The organism is Streptomyces sp. NPDC050416, assembly GCF_044458845.1.
Classification (GTDB): Bacteria; Actinomycetota; Actinomycetes; order Streptomycetales; family Streptomycetaceae; genus Streptomyces.
This window is the reverse complement of record NZ_JBITII010000013.1, coordinates 123,324-138,841: the sequence shown is the minus strand read 5'-3', so window position 1 is coordinate 138,841 and position 15,518 is coordinate 123,324. Positions and strand designations below refer to the sequence as shown.

The window sequence follows — 15,518 nt, the reverse complement described above, 5'->3', positions numbered from 1 at the left end:
GGGGCGGTTATCGACCATGGGGCGGGGGCACACGTCGGGGTATGGGCTGGACGCACGACTACAGTGACGCAAGCCGCAATCGCCGCTCGGCGGGCGGTGCGAACCCCCACCAGCGAGGCGGTGCACCGCAGATGGCGACCGCGGACCCCCGGGTCGGGATCCCGCGCATCCTCCGCCGCCGGGCCCGCTGGGTCTCCGTACGTCTGCGCCACGCACGCGACTGAGGCGTCACTCGCGCGAGTGACGCCCCGACCACCTCGCCCCAGGGACCGCTCCTAGAGCGCGCAGCTGTCGCTGCCCACCTGCTGGTTCGCGGTACGCCCCTTGGTGATGTCCTCCTGGATCTCGTCCACGGTGAGCGCGTACCCCGTCTGGGCATCGTCGAGGGACTTGGCGAAGACCACGCCGTAGACCCTGCCGTCGGGGGTGAGCAGAGGGCCGCCGGAGTTGCCCTGGCGGACGGTCGCGAAGAGGGAGTAGACGTCGCGGCGGACCGTGCCGCGGTGGTAGATGTCCGGGCCGTTGGCCGTGATGCGTCCCCGCACGCGCGCGGCCCGCACGTCGTACGCCCCGTTCTCCGGGAAGCCCGCGACGATCGCGCCGTCGCCGCTGCCCGCGTCCTTGGTGGTGAACCGCAGCACGGGCGCCTTGAGGTCGGGCACGTCGAGTACGGCGATGTCGCGCCGCCAGTCGTAGAGCACGACCGTGGCGTCGTACTTCCTGCCCTCGCCGCCTATCTGCACGGTCGGTTCGTCGACGCCGCCCACCACATGCGCGTTGGTCATGACGCGGCGGTCGTCGAAGACGAAACCGGTGCCCTCCAGGACCTTGCCGCAGCTCGGCGCCGTGCCCATGACCTTGACGATGGAGCGCTGGGCGCGGGTCGCCACCGGGCTGCCCGCCAGGGCCGGGTCGGGCGGCTGGACGTCGGTGATCGGCTCGTTCGAGAACGGGCTGAAGACCTGCGGGAAGCCGTTCTGCGCGAGGACCGAGGAGAAGTCCGCGAACCAGGTGGCGGCCTGGTCGGGCAGCGCCTGGGAGACGCCGAGCAGCACCTTGGAGTTGCGGACCTCCTTGCCGAGCGTCGGCAGTGTGGTGCCCGCGAGGGCCGAGCCGATCAGCCAGGCGACCAGGAGCATCGCCACGACGTTGACCAGGGCGCCGCCGGTGGCGTCCAGGGCCCGGGCCGGGGACCAGGTGATGTGCCGGCGCAGCTTGTTGCCGAGGTGGGTGGTGAGGGCCTGGCCGACGGAGGCGCAGACGATGACGACGACGACCGCGACGACGGCCGCGGTCGTGTTCACCTCCGCGTTGTCCGTGATCGCGTCCCAGATGACGGGCAGCGCGTAGACCGCGACGAGACCGCCGCCCAGGAAGCCGGTCACCGACAGGATGCCGACGACGAATCCCTGGCGGTACCCCACGACCGCGAACCACACGGCGGCGACCAGCAACAAGATGTCCAGCACGTTCACGGAGGCCACCCTGTCATGCGCGCCAGTCGAGCGGGACCTGCTTCTCGCGGTCCCAGGGCCGCTCCCAGCCCGCGTAGTGCAGCAGCCGGTCGATGATTCCGGCCGTGAAACCCCAGACAAGTGCCGATTCGACCAGAAATGCCGGACCGCGGTGGCCGCTGGGGTGGACGGTGGTGGCGCGGTTCGCCGGGTCCGTGAGATCCGCCACGGGGACGGTGAAGACCCTGGCGGTTTCGTTCGGATCGACGACCCCGACCGGGCTGGGCTCACGCCACCAGCCCAGCACCGGGGTGACGACGAAGCCGCTGACCGGGATGTAGAGCCTGGGCAGGACGCCGAACAGCTGGACGCCCGAGGGGTCGAGGCCGGTCTCCTCCTCCGCCTCGCGCAGGGCCGCCCGCAGCGGGCCGTCGCCCCGCGGGTCGCCGTCCTCCGGGTCGAGGGCGCCGCCGGGGAAGGAGGGCTGCCCGGCGTGCGAGCGCAGGGAGCTCGCACGCTCCATGAGCAGCAGCTCCGGCCCGCGCTCGCCCTCCCCGAAAAGGATCAGCACGGCGGACTGTCGCCCGGCGCCGTCCTCCGGGGGCAGGAAGCGGCTCAGCTGCCGCGGCCGGACCGTCTCCACGGCGTGCACCACCGGGTCCAGCCAGCCGGGCAGGCCCTCCTTGCTCACGGTCACCGGTCCGCCCTGTGTGTCGCTCGCCCGTGTCATCGCCACCCCCGTCGTCCTGCCGCATCCAACGCGCGGCGCCCCTGAGATCGTTCCGCGAACGGCCGCGATCCCCTGATCGGGGGGCTCGTGGGGCAGCTCATCCGGCCCCCAGCGGCGGCGCCGGTTTGCCGCCCGCGTCCAGGTAGGCCTGCGGGGGGTTCAGACGCTGGCCGGGGAAGCCGCCCTTCTCATACTTGAGCAGCTTCTTCGCCTTCTCCGGGTCGGTCTCGCCCTCGCCGTACGCCGGGCACAGCGGGGCGATCGGGCAGGCGCCGCAGGCGGGCTTGCGGGCGTGGCAGATACGGCGGCCGTGCCAGATCACGTGGTGCGAGAGGTCCGTCCAGTCGCTCTTCGGGAAGAGCGCGCCGACCGCGGCCTCGATCTTGTCCGGGTCGGTCTCGGCGGTCCACTGCCAGCGGCGCACCAAGCGCTGGAAGTGCGTGTCCACGGTGATGCCGGGCCGGCCGAAGGCGTTCCCGAGCACGACGAACGCGGTCTTGCGGCCGACGCCGGGCAGCTTGACCAGGTCCTCCAGCCGGCCGGGGACCTCACCGCCGAAGTCCTCCACCAGGGCCTTGGACAGCCCTATGACCGACTTCGTCTTGGCCCGGAAGAAGCCGCACGGGCGGAGGATCTCCTCCACCTCCTCCGGGTTGGCGGCGGCCAGGTCCTCGGGGGTGGGGTACTTGGCGAAGAGGGCGGGGGTCGTCTGGTTGACGCGCAGGTCGGTGGTCTGGGCGGACAGGACCGTGGCGACGACCAGCTGGAAGGGGTTGGCGAAGTCCAGCTCGGGGTGGGCGTACGGGTAGACCTCGGCGAGCTCGCGGTTGATACGGCGGGCTCGGCGGACCAGGGCGGTACGCGACTCGCCACTCGGCGGGTGGACGACGGTCCTGGCCGGGGCGGTGCCCTTGATGCGGGCCGTGGCCTTCTTGGGTGCGACGGTGACCTTCTTGGCGGCGGGGGCCTTTTTCGCAGGCGCGGCCCTTTTCGCAGCCGCAGCCTTCTTGCCAGACGCCGCCTTCGTGGCAGACGCGACCTTCTCGCCAGACGCGGCCTTCTTCGCAGACGCGGCCTTCTTCGCGGACGCCGCCTTCTTCACAGCCGCTGCCTGCATCGCGGATGCCTGCTTGCTCGCGGCCCCGGCCCTACTGGCAAGGGCCTTCTTCGCCGGCGCCGACTTCCCGGAAGGCTCGGCCTCCCCTGTCGCTTTCGCCGTTTTCCTACCGCCATCGGGGCTCTGTTCGCCCACAGCGGAATCGCGACGTACAACCACCCGCCCAGCCCCCTCGGCCTGTGCTCTCACCGGCGATTTGGACACCCGGCCAGCCTAAGGCCCGGCACCGACATCCGCCCCGGACCCCGAAGATCGGCGTCCAATTGGACCCCTGCCGCGTACCCCGGGACACGTGTGCGGCATCCTTGTGACAGATCACACTGTTTGGACCGTCCGGCAAAATGGGCACCACGGTGCCTTGGTACGCGGGGGCAACAGCCCCTGAGCAGGTCGACAAGGAGAGAACTCGTGGACGACGTTCTGCGGCGCAATCCGCTCTTCGCGGCGCTCGACGACGAGCAGGCCGCGGAGCTCCGCGCCTCCATGAGTGAGGTGACCCTCGCGCGCGGTGACTCGCTGTTCCACGAGGGTGACCCCGGCGACCGCCTGTACGTGGTCACGGAGGGGAAGGTCAAGCTCCACCGCACGTCCCCCGACGGCCGCGAGAACATGCTGGCCGTGGTCGGCCCCGGCGAGCTCATCGGCGAGCTGTCGCTGTTCGACCCGGGCCCGCGCACCGCGACCGCCACGGCGCTGACCGAGGTCAAGCTGCTCGGCCTCGGCCACGGCGACCTCCAGCCCTGGCTGAACGCCCGCCCCGAGGTGGCCACGGCGCTCCTGCGCGCCGTCGCGCGCCGGCTGCGCAAGACCAACGACGCGATGTCCGACCTCGTCTTCTCGGACGTCCCGGGCCGCGTCGCCCGGGCCCTGCTGGACCTCTCGCGCCGGTTCGGCGTGCAGTCAGAGGAGGGCATCCACGTCGTCCACGACCTCACGCAGGAGGAGCTGGCCCAGCTCGTCGGCGCCTCCCGCGAGACGGTCAACAAGGCACTGGCGGACTTCGCCCAGCGCGGCTGGCTGCGCCTGGAGGCCCGCGCGGTGATCCTCCTGGACGTGGAACGCCTCGCCAAGCGCTCGCGCTGACGCGCAGGCACCCTGGCCGTACGACATCGGGCCCCGTCTCCTCGCGAGACGGGGCCCGATGTCGTACGGGGCACGGTCAGATGAGCCCGTGCTCCTCCAGGTAGTCCAACTGAGCCCGCACCGACAGCTCCGCCGCCGGCCACAGGGAGCGGTCCACGTCGGCGTAGACGTGGGCGACGACCTGCGCGGGGGTGCGGTAGCCGTCCTCGACGGCCGTTTCGACCTGGGCCAGGCGGTGGGCGCGGTGGGCGAGGTAGTACTCCACGGCGCCCTGGGCGTCCTCCAGGACCGGACCGTGGCCCGGGAGCACCGTGTGGACACCGTCGTCGACCGTGAGGGACCTGAGGCGCCGCAGGGTGTCCAGGTAGTCGCCGAGACGGCCGTCGGGGTGGGCCACGACCGTCGTCCCGCGGCCCAGGATCGTGTCGCCCGTCAGGACGGCCTGGTCCGCCGGGAGATGAAAGGACAGGGAGTCGGCGGTGTGGCCGGGCGTGGGGACGATCCTCAGTTCGAGGCCACCAGTGGTGATCACGTCTCCGGCGGCCAGGCCCTCGTCGCCCAGCCGCAGTGCCGGATCGAGCGCGCGCACGCGCGTGCCGGTCAGTTCCGCGAACCGGGCGGCGCCCGCCGCGTGGTCGGGATGACCGTGGGTCAGCAGGGTCAGGGCGACGCGCTTGCCGGCCTGCTCGGCCGTGGCGACGACACGGCGCAGGTGCCCGTCGTCGAGGGGACCCGGGTCGACCACCACCGCCAGGTCCGAGTCGGGCTCGGAGAGGATCCAGGTGTTCGTGCCGTCCAGGGTCATCGCCGACGGGTTGGGGGCCAGGACGTTGACGGCCCGCGCGGTGGCGGGCCCCGAGAGGACGCCGCCCCGGGGCTGGCCGGGAAGGGCTGCTGCGTCCGTCATGCGCTGGCTCCACCGGTCGGGGCGGTCGGGATGTGCATGGTGAACTCGTCGTGGCCCGGCCAGGAGAGCAGGATCTCGCCGTCCACCAGGCGGGCGGTGGCCAGGACGGGTGTGAGGTCCCGGGCAGGGGCGGCCGCGAGTGCCTCGGCCGCGCTCCCGTACGCCGTCAGCTGACGCAGGGTCGCGATGGTCGGCGGCATCATCAGCAGCTCGCCCCTGTCGTACCCGGCCGCCGCCTCGCCCGGGGCGATCCACACCGTACGGTCGGCCTCCGTGGAGGCGTTGCGGGTGCGCTGCCCTTCGGGGAGGGCGGCCACGAAGAACCAGGTGTCGTAGCGGCGGGCCTCGAACTCCGGGGTGATCCAGCGGGTCCAGGCACCGAGCAGGTCGGAGCGCAGGACCAGGCCGCGGCGGTCCAGGAACTCCGCGAAGGACAGGTCCCGGGCGCCCAGGGCGGCACGGTCGGCCTCCCAGCCGGCGCCGGTGGTGTCGCCGACGACCGAGTCGGGCGTCTCGCCGGCGAGCAGCACGCCCGCCTCCTCGTACGTCTCCCGGACGGCCGCGCAGACGATCGCCTGGGCCGTCGTCTCGTCGACACCGAGCCGGTCCGCCCACCACGCGCGCGTGGGGCCCGCCCAGCGGACCTGGTGGTCGTCGTCCCGGGGGTCGACGCCGCCGCCCGGATAGGCGTACGCGCCTCCGGCGAAAGCCATGGAGGCGCGTCGGCGCAGCATGTGGACGGCGGGGCCGGCGCCGGTGTCCTTCAGGAGCATGACGGTGGCCGCGCGCTTGGGGGGCACCGGGGCGAGGGAGCCGGCCGCGAGTGCGCGGATGCGGTCCGGCCACTCCGGGGGGTACCACTGACCGTTCGCCATGGGCGCGAGGCTATCCCGTGACGGGCGGATGTTCGAGTGGCCCCGGGGGCGGATTCCGCAGCTAGGGCCTGTCGTTTGGATCAGGTCGCAGGGAATCGACGGCATCTCGTCAGCGCCGGTGAGCGGGGTCTGGTGCGTGCAGCTGCAAGGCGGAGGAGGGAGTCAACGCGATGGGGGCACCGCCCGCGCGAGCGAAGCCGAGCGTGGGGGAGTTGGCGACTGACGACAACGCGGCAGATGCGCGTGCCAGACCCCGCGTCTGCGACCTGATCCAAACGACAGGCCCTAGGACCACCGGGGTCAGGCGAGCTCCACCTGGATCTCGACCTCCACCGGTGCGTCCAGCGGCAGCACCGCCACGCCCACCGCGCTGCGCGCGTGCACGCCCTTGTCGCCGAGGACCTCGCCGAGCAGCTCGCTGGCGCCGTTCAGCACCGCGGGCTGGCCCGTGAAGTCCGAGGCCGAGGCCACGAAGCCGACGACCTTCACCACGCGCGCGATGCGGTCCAGGTCACCGGCGACGGACTTGACGGCGGCCAGGGCGTTCAGCGCACACGTGCGTGCCAGCTCCTTGGCCTCCTCCGGGGTGACCTCCGCACCGACCTTGCCGGTGACCGGAAGCTTGCCCTCCACCATGGGGAGCTGCCCGGCGGTGTACACGTACGGCCCGGACTGCACGGCCGGCTGGTACGCGGCGAGCGGCGGGACGACGTCGGGCAGGGTCAGGCCGAGCTCGGCCAGTTTCGCCTCGACGGCGCCCATTACTGCTTCTCCCGCTTCAGGTAGGCCACGAGCTGCTCGGGGTTGTTCGGCCCGGGCACGACCTGGACGAGCTCCCAGCCGTCCTCGCCCCAGGTGTCCAGAATCTGCTTCGTGGCGTGGACGAGCAGCGGCACGGTTGCGTATTCCCACTTGGTCATGCGGCCGACTCTAGCCGCTGCCGGAGAGGGGTCACGCGGCCGACCACGCCCCGGGCGTCCGCCCGCCTCGCCGACGGTTGTCCACAGCCTCCCGCGTAGCCCGGGCACGGACTGGTTAGGCTCGAATACGTGAGCAGGCTCCAGGTCGTCAGCGGCAAGGGCGGTACCGGCAAGACCACGGTGGCCGCGGCCCTAGCGCTGGCCCTGGCCACGGAGGGGAAGCGGACGCTTCTCGTCGAGGTCGAGGGCCGCCAGGGAATCGCGCAGCTCTTCGAAACGGAGGCGCTGCCTTATGAGGAACGGAAAATCGCGGTCGCTCCCGGGGGCGGGGAGGTGTACGCGCTGGCCATCGACCCCGAACTGGCCCTTCTGGACTACCTCCAGATGTTCTACAAACTGGGAGGCGCAGGGCGGGCCCTGAAGAAGCTCGGCGCGATCGACTTCGCCACCACCATCGCGCCCGGCCTGAGGGACGTACTCCTCACCGGCAAGGCGTGCGAGGCGGTACGGCGCAAGGACAAGAGCGGGCGGTTCGCCTACGACTACGTCGTCATGGACGCCCCGCCCACGGGCCGCATCACGCGCTTCCTCAACGTCAACGACGAGGTCGCCGGGCTCGCCAAGATCGGCCCGATACACAATCAGGCCCAGGCGGTGATGCGGGTGCTGAAGTCGCCGGAGACGGCCGTGCACCTGGTGACGCTGCTGGAGGAGATGCCCGTCCAGGAAACGGTGGACGGCATCGCCGAGCTGCGGTCGGCGCGGCTGCCGGTGGGGCGGATCATCGTGAACATGGTGCGGCCGGAGGTGTTGGACGCGGACGACCTGGAACTCGTCCGGACGGTCCCGCGTTCCACGGTTGCGCGGTCGCTGTCGTCCGCCGGGCTCGGCGGGGCGCGGCGCGGCGGGCGCGCGGAGCGGCTGGTGGATCCGCTCCTCAGGCAGGCCGAGGAGTACGCCGAGCGGTACGCGCTGGAGCACGAGCAGCGCGCGGTGCTCACCGAGCTGGGCCTGCCGCTGCACGAACTGCCGCTGTTCGCCGAGGGCATGGACCTGGCGGGGCTGTACGAGCTGGCCCGCGAGCTGCGCGAGCAGGGCGTGTCATGAGCCGGGCAGACCCCGGCACCGGGAACAGCACACAGGCAAGGCCCGTCATGAGTCGGAAGCAGGGGATGTCATGAGTCGTCCGGACCCGGCCCACACCCACGACCCGGCCCGCCACCACCTGTCCCCCGCGCGCGTGCTCGACATCGACCCGCTGCTGGAGGACCCGAAGACCCGCATCGTGGTGTGCTGCGGCTCGGGCGGCGTCGGCAAGACCACGACCGCGGCGGCCCTGGGGCTGCGCGCGGCCGAGCGGGGCCGCAAGGTCGTCGTCCTCACCATCGACCCTGCCCGCCGGCTCGCCCAGTCCATGGGCATCGACTCCCTCGACAACACGCCGCGCCGGGTGAAGGGCATCGACGACTCCGCGGGCGGCGAGCTGCACGCGATGATGCTCGACATGAAGCGCACCTTCGACGAGATCGTCGAGGCGCACGCGGATCCCGAGCGGGCCGCCGCGATCCTGGGCAACCCCTTCTACCAGTCGCTCTCGGCGGGCTTCGCGGGCACGCAGGAGTACATGGCGATGGAGAAGCTCGGGCAGCTGCGGGCCAGGGACGAGTGGGACCTGATCGTCGTCGACACCCCGCCCTCCCGCTCGGCGCTGGACTTCCTGGACGCGCCCAAGCGGCTCGGGTCGTTCCTGGACGGGCGGCTGATCCGGCTGCTGACGGCACCGGCGAAGCTGGGCGGCCGCGCCGGCATGAAGTTCCTGAACGTCGGGATGTCGATGATGACCGGCACCCTCGGCAAGCTGCTCGGCGGCCAGCTCCTCAAGGACGTCCAGACGTTCGTGTCCGCGATGGACACGACCTTCGGCGGGTTCCGCACGCGTGCGGACGCCACGTACAAGCTGCTCCAGGCGCCCGGCACGGCGTTCCTCGTGGTCGCGGCCCCGGAGCGGGACGCGCTGCGCGAGGCCGCGTACTTCGTGGAGCGGCTGGCCGCGGAGGACATGCCGCTCGCCGGGCTGGTGCTCAACCGGGTCCACGGCAGCGGCGCCGGCCGGCTGTCGGCGGAGCGGGCGCTCGCCGCCGCGGAAAATCTTGAAGAGCCCCGCATTGTGGATCAGGAGGGCGGGAAAGCAGTACTTCGTAACTCCCCCGAAACCTATGACAGTTCAGGCTCTCCCACATCCGAAACACCAGCTCGGGCTGTTGCTGAGGCTTCTGACGGTGGCTCCCCCGCCGAGGACGCTGAGGACACCGAGAACATCGAGCGGTCCGTCGACCAGCTCACGGCAGGCCTGCTGAGGCTGCACGCCGAACGGATGCGGCTGCTCTCCCGTGAGCAGCGCACGCGTGACCGCTTCACCGCGCTCCACCCCGAGGTGGCCGTGACGGAAGTGGGCGCGCTGCCCGGCGATGTGCACGACCTCGCGGGACTGCGTGACATCGGTGACCGGCTCGCGGCGGACGAGCGCGAGCTTCCCGACCCCACCGACGACTCCGAGCTGCCGGACGCGAACACCCGACCCGAGGCGAGCGCCTGAGCACGTGCCTGCACGAGGCCAGAGCCTGGCCAAGTGCCTGTCCGAGGCCAGAGCCTGAGCAAGTGCCTGCGGGCAGCCCGGTGATGGTGAAGGGCCCGTACAGGGCCCTCGGACCTTCGGAGCTCCCGGAGGGAACCCCTCAGCTCACCGCCGCGTAGTTCTCGTAGACCTCGTCGTCGTCGAGGGGCACGATGCCCGTGCCGCGCTCGTACTCCGTACGCGCCGTCTCCAGCAGCCGGCGCCAGGAGGTCACGGTGGGCCGCCTGCGCAGCAGTGCGCGGCGCTCCCGCTCCGTCATGCCTCCCCACACGCCGAACTCGACGCGGTTGTCCAGCGCGTCGGCCAGGCATTCCGTGCGCACCGGGCATCCGGTGCACACCGCCTTGGCCCTGTTCTGCGCCGCTCCTTGAACAAACAGTTCATCCGGATCGGTAGTGCGGCAGGCCGCCTGCGCACTCCAGTCGACTACCCAGCCCATACCGGCGCCGTCCTCTCCCGAATCGAGGCTCCCCCACGGCGGCAGCGGCATATTCACCGCCGCCAGTTGAGGACGTTACGGAAGGTGGGCACAGCGCAACACCCCCAGCGGGCCCAATCTTGAATGGTCCGAACGGACTATGGGTAAGCGGCAGATCACCCGGGGGAGTGAGCTGGCGACATACGTAACCTTCCCGGCAAACCAGGACAGTTCGCATGCGTCACAACGGACGCCGCAAGACACACAAGGCGGATTCGGACACGACCCCACCAAAAAAGTTGGGGAACATCCGGAACGATTCGGGGTCGCCGGACGTATTGATACGTGGCCTCACTGCTGTGACAGTTGAGAGCAGCTTAGGCCAAGGCCTATACGCCTGTCCGGCGAATGAGAACGTAGACACCTCACGTTCCTATGCCGTCAAGTCGGTCGGCGGTGAGGGCCGGGGTCTTCGAACAGTTCTGACCGGGTTGGGAGAGAATCCCGGCATGGTGATGGCACGGCACTGGTACTCCTCGTCGCCTGTCGTGGACGGGCACCCGCTCCTGGACGAGCCGGGCTTCTGGCCGGCGTACTTGGCGGACCTGGCTGAGGGGTTCGCGCCTGAGTCCTTCGGATCGGACGCGGGCGATGCGGAGGCCGTGCTGGAGACGCTCCACGACCGGTCGGCGTGGCCCATGTTCACGGTGCCGCTGGCCGGCGGCTTCGCGATCGTCGTGCACTTCAACAGCGGCGAGGAGTTCACGACCACGGACTACTTCCTCACGCATCCCGACTGGAGCCAGGATCTCGTCCTGGCCAGCGACGATCAGGACCGCATCGGCCCCGGGCTGTGCTGGCCCGAGCTCGCCGCCGTGCTGAAGGCACCACTGGGTGCGGCAGGCGTCACCGATCCTCACGCCCGTCTTCTCCTTCTTCTGCCTGTGCTCGGCGACGCGGCGGTTCCGGAGGAGGCCGTGATGGCGGTGGCCGAGGCTCTAGTCGCTCAGGGGGCGCCTGAGGCGAGCGAGGCGTTGGCCAGACACCTGCTTCAGGGGCACCCCATGTGGGGCGCCGAGGACTGGTGGTTCGACGATGACGAACAGAGCTGGCTCTGCGAGGGCGAGCACAGCCCCCGCAAAGTCCCCCTCGGCGATCACCTGCCGCCGCAACAGCGAGCCGCCCTCGAAGCCTGCCTCACTCCCCGCTGACCGTCTCAAGCCGCAGTGACAACGGCCTCGGTGGGAGGGGCGCCGAAGGCGAGCGACTCGTCGTAGGTGCTGCCCTGCTTCAGGCAGTGGTAGAGCTGTCCGATCATGCGGTTGAAGAGGTTGCGCTGGGCGGCGGCGTGCCAGTCGCCTTGTTCTCGTCGGCGTCGGTAGTGGGCGTTGGCCCCAGTGGATGCCCGAAGGGAGGCGAAGGCCCAGAGGTAGCCGGCGTGGTTGAGCCGGTCGTTCTTCACCCAGCGTCTGGTGATGGCGGACTTCTTGCCGGAGGCGCGGGTAATGGGCGAGGAGCCGGCGTAGGCCTTCAGGCCGCGGGCGTCGGCGAAGCGGGCGCGGTCGTCGCCGATCTCGGCCAGGACGCGGGCGGCAAGCTGGATGCCGAGTCCGGGGAAGCTCAGCAGGATCTCGGCGTCCGGGTGCTGCGGGGAGGTCTCTTCGACTGCTTCGGCGAGGTTGTCGGCGGCGATGCAGGCCGCGTCCAGTTGGATGAGGAGGGCGAGCATCTGCTTGCCGAGCGCGTCCTCGACCAGCGGCGGCTGATGGGCCCACTCACCGCGGAAGACTTCGCGGAGGCGCTCTGCCTCGGCTTCGATGCCGCGCTGGCGGCCGGCTCGCTTGAGGGCGGCCTGGATCTGGGTGCGGGTCAGCCGGGCGGCCCGAGTCGGGGTCGGCGCCGTCTTGAGGAGTTCGCGTGCCTCGGGCCTGCACAGGCCGTTGGTCCAGGCTGCGAAGGCGGCCAGGGCGGCGGGGTAGTACTCGCGCAGCAGGGACCTGAGCTGGTTGGCGAGCTGCTGCCGGTTCCACAAAGAGTCCTGCTGAGCGCGGGCCAGGACGGAGATCGCGCGGCCGAGGTCGGAGTCCTCGGGCAGGGGCCGGTGGGCGTGCATGTCGGTGCGGAGGATGTTGGCGAGGACCAGGGCGTCGCCGGGGTCGGACTTCTTGCGGGAGACGCTGTGCCGGTCGCGGTAGCGGGCGGCGGCCATCGGGTTGATCGCGAACACCTTGCGCCTGCCGGTCCGCAGGACGGCGACCAGCAGGCCGCGGGAGGTCTCGATCGCGACCGGGATCGGGTTGTCCTCGGTATCGCCGTACTCGGCGAGCAGTTCCAGCAGGATCTTGTAGCCAGCCGTGTCGTCGGTGATGTGCCGCTGGCCAGCAGTTGACCGGTGTCGTCGACCAGGGCGACGTCGTGGGTTCGTTCCGCCCAGTCGATTCCGCAGTAGATCAAGATTCCCCTCCCCAGAGTCCGGCGTTTGCGCTGGTCACGAGCGCATGCGGGCCACGCAGCGACCTAATCCCAGGCCTCGACCGCAACACGGTCGGGCCGCCACCTCACTAGCCGTTCGTGGCACCAGCACATCCCACGGGCCTCGGTCTATGCGGGAGCTCAGACGGCTCGGGCGTATCGAGAGGTCACCGCGCGATGGGCTCGCACCACCAACACAAACGAGGGGTCAAGTCGAGAGGTGTTGACGCGCGACGGCCCTGGACCCCGCCGCTCTCTTAATAGGCATCGATGCCGGGTGAGTTATAGGCGTGCGTCCAACGCCGACGGGCGCCAACACCCTTTGTGGTGGCGGCCACGGAGACGCCGGGCGCCGCCGCTCTGCCTGGAGACGTCGAGGTCTGGGCGTTAGAAGGCGTCCGCCCAGCGCCTACGTGACCGCCACCACTCGCACCAGACCGTGCACCGATCTACGTTGAGGCCTCCACGGCCCGGCTGCACCTGGATGTCACGGTCTGGTACTCGAACGCTCCGAGAAGCACCCGCTCCTGCGGATCGCTCATAACTACGGATTAGGCTGCCCTCATGCCAAAGAAGCGCTCGGGCGGTGGTCTGTCTCCCACGCAGCAGGCCGCCAAGTTCCTCGGTGTCAGTGTTCTCGCGGGAGCCGTGCTGGCCGGTATCGCGCTGCCCGCGGTGGGCGCGCTGGGGCTGGCGGCGAAGGGATCGGTCGAGAGCTTCGACGAACTCCCGGCCACCATGAAGACCCCGCCCCTGAGCCAGCGCACCACGATCCTCGACGCCGACGGCGGCCAGATCGCCACGGTCTACTCGCGCGACCGCACGGTGGTCCCCCTCAAGAACATCTCGCCGTACATGCAGAAGGCGATCGTCGCGATCGAGGACTCGCGCTTCTACCAGCACGGCGCGGTCGACCTGAAGGGCGTGCTGCGCGCCCTCAACAAGAACGCGCGCAGCGGTGAGGTCGCCCAGGGCGCCTCGACCCTGACGCAGCAGTACGTGAAGAACGTCTTCGTCGAGGAGGCCGGCGACGACCCGACGAAGGTCGCGCAGGCCACCCAGCAGACCATCGGCCGCAAGATCCGCGAACTGAAGTACGCGATCCAGGTCGAGGAGGAGCTCGGGAAGAAGAAGATCCTCGAGAACTACCTCAACATCACGTTCTTCGGCCAGCAGGCCTACGGCGTCGAGGCGGCGGCCCGGCGCTACTTCTCCAAGTCCGCCAAGGACCTGAACGTCCAGGAGGCGGCCCTCCTCGCCGGCATCGTCCAGTCGCCCAGCCGGTACGACCCGGTCAACGACGAGGCGGAGGCCACCAAGCGCCGCAACACCGTGCTCCGGCGCATGGCCGACGTCGGCGACATCTCCCGGGCGCAGGCCGCCGAGGCGATGAAGGCGCCGCTGGGCCTGAAGGTCAGCAAGCCCAAGAACGGCTGCATCACGGCGGTCAAGGGCGCGGGCTTCTTCTGCGACTACGTGCGCGAGGTCTTCCTGAACGACCCGGTCTTCGGCAAGACCCAGGAGGCGCGGGCGAAGGTCTGGAACCAGGGCGGCCTGACGATCCGCACCACCCTCGACCCGAAGGCCCAGGAGTCGGCGCAGCGGTCGATCAAGGAGCACGTCTACACGAGCGACGACGTGGCGACCGCGGCCACCCTCGTCGAACCCGGCACCGGGAAGATCGTCGCGATGGGCCAGTCACGTCCGTACGGCGTCGACATCAAGAAGGGCCAGACGACCCTCAACCTGTCCGTCAACGACGACATGGGCGGCGGTGTCGGCTACCAGCCCGGTTCGACGTTCAAGCCGATCGTGGCCGCCGCGGCCCTCGAGGACGGCATGCCGGCGAACAAGGTGTACCCCTCGCCGTACGAGATGCAGTACCCGAGCCCGGTCGCGGCCTGCAACGGCAGGACCTGGAAGAACGATCCGAACGACCCCGCCGAGGTCGCCAACGAGAACAGGTCCGAGGTCGGTCCGTACGACATGAGGGAGGCGACCGCCAAGTCGGTCAACACCTACTACGTGCAGATGATCAGCGACATCGGCATCTGCCCCGTGACGAAGATGGCGAAGAAGATGGGCGTCGAGCGGGCCGACGGCAAGAAGATGCCCCAGGTGCCCTCCCTCGCCCTCGGCACCCAGGAGATGTCCCCGCTGACCATGGCGAACGCGTACGCCACGTTCGCCTCGCGCGGCATGTACTGCACGCCGGTCGCCATCGAGTCGATCAGCCAGCGCGTCGGCGACAGCAAGAAGTCGCTCCCGGTCCCGAAGTCGACCTGCTCGCGCGCGATGTCGGAGAAGACCGCCGACACCATCAACACGCTGCTGCGGGGCGTCGTCGAGGACGGTACGGGCAAGAAGGCCGGCCTCGGCAGCCGCCCCAGCGCCGGTAAGACCGGTACGACCGACGAGCGCTACGCGGCCTGGTTCGTGGGCTACACGCCGAACCTGGCCGGTGCCGTGTGGGTCGGCGACCCGGCGCACAAGCGGAAGATGGTCAACATCACCATCGGCGGCGTCCCGCACGACAAGGTCTTCGGCGGCGAGGTCCCCGGGCCGATCTGGGGCGACATGATGACCGGCGCGCTGGAGGGCAAGCCCGTCGAGAACTTCAACACCGTCCACATCCCCCCCGGCGTCGACCGGGACCGCGGCGACAGCGACGACGACGAGGGCCGCGGCGACGGGGGCAACGGCGACAACGACAACGGCGGCTTCATCGGCGGCCTGGTCGGCGGCAACAACGGCGGCGGGGGCGACGAGACCTTCCCGACGCCTTCGTTCTCCATCCCGGAGGGGTTCATCCGGGGTCAGGGCAACGGGGGGAACGGGAACGGGGGGCGCGGCTGACTCGGTTGCCTCCTGGCACGGCCGAGGCGGTGTCCTGAACGCGGACGGCCC

Annotated in this window: 14 protein-coding genes and 1 pseudogene; 6 read left to right on the top strand and 9 right to left on the bottom strand. The window is 70.5% G+C overall.

Annotated features, from left to right (window positions below; genetic code table 11):
- Nucleotides 1-41 precede the first annotated feature (41 nt).
- Nucleotides 42-224: a hypothetical protein gene (locus ACIBL4_RS33770; RefSeq protein WP_399415585.1), complete on the top strand. Its 183-nt coding sequence runs from the start codon at nt 42-44 to the stop codon at nt 222-224.
- A 51-nt stretch (nt 225-275) separates the two neighbouring features.
- On the opposite strand, the gene ACIBL4_RS33765 is transcribed toward ACIBL4_RS33770, so the two are convergent.
- The 3 genes from ACIBL4_RS33765 to nth all read right to left on the bottom strand — a co-directional run bounded on the left by ACIBL4_RS33765 (nt 276) and on the right by nth (nt 3,436).
- The gene (locus tag ACIBL4_RS33765; protein ID WP_399415584.1) at nt 276-1,475 is read right to left on the bottom strand and encodes a MarP family serine protease; all 1,200 of its coding nucleotides are present in this window, start codon (nt 1,473-1,475) and stop codon (nt 276-278) included.
- 13 nt (nt 1,476-1,488) lie between these two features.
- Nucleotides 1,489-2,184, bottom strand: coding sequence for an NUDIX hydrolase (locus ACIBL4_RS33760; RefSeq protein ID WP_399415583.1), 696 nt, complete (start codon nt 2,182-2,184; stop codon nt 1,489-1,491).
- A gap of 97 nt (nt 2,185-2,281) precedes the next feature.
- The gene (gene nth / locus ACIBL4_RS33755; RefSeq protein WP_399415582.1) at nt 2,282-3,436 is read right to left on the bottom strand and encodes an endonuclease III; all 1,155 of its coding nucleotides are present in this window, start codon (nt 3,434-3,436) and stop codon (nt 2,282-2,284) included.
- 273 nt (nt 3,437-3,709) lie between these two features.
- On the opposite strand from nth, the gene ACIBL4_RS33750 reads away from it, so the two are divergent.
- Entirely contained in the window at nt 3,710-4,384 is a 675-nt protein-coding gene (locus ACIBL4_RS33750) for a Crp/Fnr family transcriptional regulator (RefSeq protein ID WP_010031945.1), read from the top strand.
- A 76-nt stretch (nt 4,385-4,460) separates the two neighbouring features.
- Here the strand turns inward: ACIBL4_RS33750 and ACIBL4_RS33745 are convergent, their stop codons facing one another.
- From ACIBL4_RS33745 to ACIBL4_RS33730, 4 genes are all read right to left on the bottom strand, one after another.
- Nucleotides 4,461-5,291 (bottom strand): MBL fold metallo-hydrolase, encoded by an 831-nt coding sequence (locus ACIBL4_RS33745; RefSeq protein ID WP_356922494.1) that lies wholly within the window; start codon nt 5,289-5,291, stop codon nt 4,461-4,463.
- Nucleotides 5,288-6,166, bottom strand: a complete 879-nt coding sequence (locus tag ACIBL4_RS33740) for an NUDIX hydrolase (RefSeq protein WP_399415581.1) — start codon at nt 6,164-6,166, stop codon at nt 5,288-5,290. The genes ACIBL4_RS33745 and ACIBL4_RS33740 overlap by 4 nt, the downstream gene beginning before the upstream one ends.
- Before the next feature lie 300 nt (nt 6,167-6,466).
- Nucleotides 6,467-6,928, bottom strand: a complete 462-nt coding sequence (locus ACIBL4_RS33735) for a RidA family protein (protein WP_010031952.1) — start codon at nt 6,926-6,928, stop codon at nt 6,467-6,469.
- Nucleotides 6,928-7,086 (bottom strand): DUF4177 domain-containing protein, encoded by a 159-nt coding sequence (locus ACIBL4_RS33730; protein ID WP_003991873.1) that lies wholly within the window; start codon nt 7,084-7,086, stop codon nt 6,928-6,930. Before ACIBL4_RS33730 ends, ACIBL4_RS33735 begins: the two co-directional genes overlap by 1 nt.
- A 129-nt stretch (nt 7,087-7,215) precedes the next feature.
- Between ACIBL4_RS33730 and ACIBL4_RS33725 the strand changes: the two genes are divergently transcribed.
- Both ACIBL4_RS33725 and ACIBL4_RS33720 read left to right on the top strand, forming a co-directional pair.
- Complete coding sequence (locus tag ACIBL4_RS33725; protein ID WP_399415579.1) at nt 7,216-8,193, top strand: ArsA family ATPase; 978 nt, start codon at nt 7,216-7,218, stop codon at nt 8,191-8,193.
- A gap of 70 nt (nt 8,194-8,263) precedes the next feature.
- Nucleotides 8,264-9,682 carry an ArsA family ATPase gene (locus ACIBL4_RS33720; protein WP_399415578.1) on the top strand — a complete coding sequence of 473 codons (1,419 nt, stop codon included), beginning with the start codon at nt 8,264-8,266 and terminating at the stop codon, nt 9,680-9,682.
- Between the two features lie 139 nt (nt 9,683-9,821).
- Here ACIBL4_RS33720 and wblA read toward each other — a convergent pair whose 3' ends face one another.
- Nucleotides 9,822-10,160: a transcriptional regulator WblA gene (gene wblA / locus ACIBL4_RS33715; RefSeq protein ID WP_010031964.1), complete on the bottom strand. Its 339-nt coding sequence runs from the start codon at nt 10,158-10,160 to the stop codon at nt 9,822-9,824.
- A gap of 488 nt (nt 10,161-10,648) precedes the next feature.
- Here wblA and ACIBL4_RS33710 point away from each other — a divergent pair, with 488 nt between their 5' ends.
- On the top strand, nt 10,649-11,350 hold the full coding sequence (locus tag ACIBL4_RS33710) for a hypothetical protein (protein WP_399415577.1): 702 nt from the start codon (nt 10,649-10,651) through the stop codon (nt 11,348-11,350).
- A gap of 5 nt (nt 11,351-11,355) precedes the next feature.
- Here ACIBL4_RS33710 and ACIBL4_RS33705 read toward each other — a convergent pair.
- Nucleotides 11,356-12,596, bottom strand: a pseudogene (locus ACIBL4_RS33705) (IS110 family transposase).
- Nucleotides 12,597-13,175: 579 nt separating this feature from the next.
- On the opposite strand from ACIBL4_RS33705, the gene ACIBL4_RS33700 reads away from it, so the two are divergent.
- Nucleotides 13,176-15,467, top strand: a complete 2,292-nt coding sequence (locus tag ACIBL4_RS33700) for a transglycosylase domain-containing protein (RefSeq protein ID WP_399415576.1) — start codon at nt 13,176-13,178, stop codon at nt 15,465-15,467.
- Nucleotides 15,468-15,518 lie beyond the last annotated feature (51 nt).

Bases quoted from the DNA above. Each gene is read 5' to 3' on its own strand.
- ACIBL4_RS33770 (WP_399415585.1), top strand. From the start codon at position 42: ATGGGCTGGACGCACGACTACAGTGACGCAAGCCGCAATCGCCGCTCG.
- ACIBL4_RS33760 (WP_399415583.1), bottom strand. From the start codon at position 2,184: ATGACACGGGCGAGCGACACACAGGGCGGACCGGTGACCGTGAGCAAG.
- ACIBL4_RS33745 (WP_356922494.1), bottom strand. From the start codon at position 5,291: ATGACGGACGCAGCAGCCCTTCCCGGCCAGCCCCGGGGCGGCGTCCTC.
- ACIBL4_RS33740 (WP_399415581.1), bottom strand. From the start codon at position 6,166: ATGGCGAACGGTCAGTGGTACCCCCCGGAGTGGCCGGACCGCATCCGC.
- ACIBL4_RS33735 (WP_010031952.1), bottom strand. From the start codon at position 6,928: ATGGGCGCCGTCGAGGCGAAACTGGCCGAGCTCGGCCTGACCCTGCCC.
- ACIBL4_RS33730 (WP_003991873.1), bottom strand. From the start codon at position 7,086: ATGACCAAGTGGGAATACGCAACCGTGCCGCTGCTCGTCCACGCCACG.
- ACIBL4_RS33720 (WP_399415578.1), top strand. From the start codon at position 8,264: ATGAGTCGTCCGGACCCGGCCCACACCCACGACCCGGCCCGCCACCAC.
- wblA (WP_010031964.1), bottom strand. From the start codon at position 10,160: ATGGGCTGGGTAGTCGACTGGAGTGCGCAGGCGGCCTGCCGCACTACC.
- ACIBL4_RS33710 (WP_399415577.1), top strand. From the start codon at position 10,649: ATGGTGATGGCACGGCACTGGTACTCCTCGTCGCCTGTCGTGGACGGG.
- ACIBL4_RS33700 (WP_399415576.1), top strand. From the start codon at position 13,176: ATGCCAAAGAAGCGCTCGGGCGGTGGTCTGTCTCCCACGCAGCAGGCC.